Raw genomic sequence first — 851 nt, 5'->3', positions numbered from 1 at the left:
TAGGGTCCGTACTCAATCAGCTTGCGGTTGAGTGATTTGGCTGATTCAAAGCTTCTGCTTGAAGCGGAGGCGGTGATGGCGAGCCAACTGACCTGGTTGAGCGATGCGGAGTGGGCTCGGATCGAGCCGTTGTTACCGAACGGGCGGTGCGGTGCGCGGCGAGTTGACGACCGACGCGTGATCTCGGGCATCGTGCACATGCTGCGGATCGGGGCGCGCTGGCGGGATTGCCCACCTGAGTACGGACCGTACACGACGATCTATAACCGCTTTCACCGCTGGAGCCGGCAGGGCGTGTGGTTCGCCGTCTTCGAGGCGCTGAGCGGATACAGCGGGGCGTGGGGTTCGGTCGCGATCGATTCGACCAGCATCAAGGTTCACCGTTCGGCAGGCGGCGCAAAAGGGGGGCCTTCGCGCAAGGCATCGGTACCTCGCGCGGCGGACGAACCAGCAAGATCCATGGACTAACCGACACCGCAGGACGTCCACGCATCCTGCTGATCTCGCCCGGCAATACATCCGACATGACAATGGCGCCCGCATTGATCGAAGCGGCGCGTGGCCGTTTCGATCGCCTGCTTGCCGACCGGGGCTATGACAGCAACGCCATCCGCTCCACCATCGCAGCCCAAGGCGCCGAGGTCGTCATCCCCTCGACCCGCAGCCGCAAGTCGCCCATCTCTTATGACCGCGATGCCTATCGGGCTCGCAACCTCGTCGAACGCCTCTGGTGCAGGCTCAAGGACTGGCGGCGCATCGCAACCCGGTACGACAAGCTCGCCGCTAACTACATGGCTGGCGTCTTCCTCGCTGCCGTCATCACCTTCTGGTGCGATTGAGTCCTAACCCTA

General features: G+C 63.2%; 2 protein-coding genes. One reads left to right on the top strand and one right to left on the bottom strand.

Annotation, left to right across the window (positions count from 1 at the left end; translation table 11 throughout):
- Positions 1 to 191: hypothetical protein (locus NED98_RS23120; RefSeq protein ID WP_265314692.1), on the bottom strand; the 191-nt coding region annotated here is incomplete at its 3' end.
- Between NED98_RS23120 and NED98_RS23115 the strand changes: the two genes are divergently transcribed.
- Positions 130 to 839 (top strand): IS5 family transposase gene (locus NED98_RS23115; protein ID WP_432423359.1). Its coding sequence is split into 2 segments (ribosomal slippage): positions 130 to 412 and positions 412 to 839, totalling 711 coding nucleotides; the frame shifts between segments, so codons are not numbered across the junction. The genes NED98_RS23120 and NED98_RS23115 overlap by 62 nt on opposite strands.
- Positions 840 to 851 lie beyond the last annotated feature (12 nt).

It is taken from the genome of Sphingomonas lycopersici, assembly GCF_026130605.1.
GTDB lineage: Bacteria > Pseudomonadota > Alphaproteobacteria > Sphingomonadales > Sphingomonadaceae > Sphingomonas > Sphingomonas lycopersici.
This window is presented reverse-complemented; position numbering and strand designations above follow the sequence as displayed.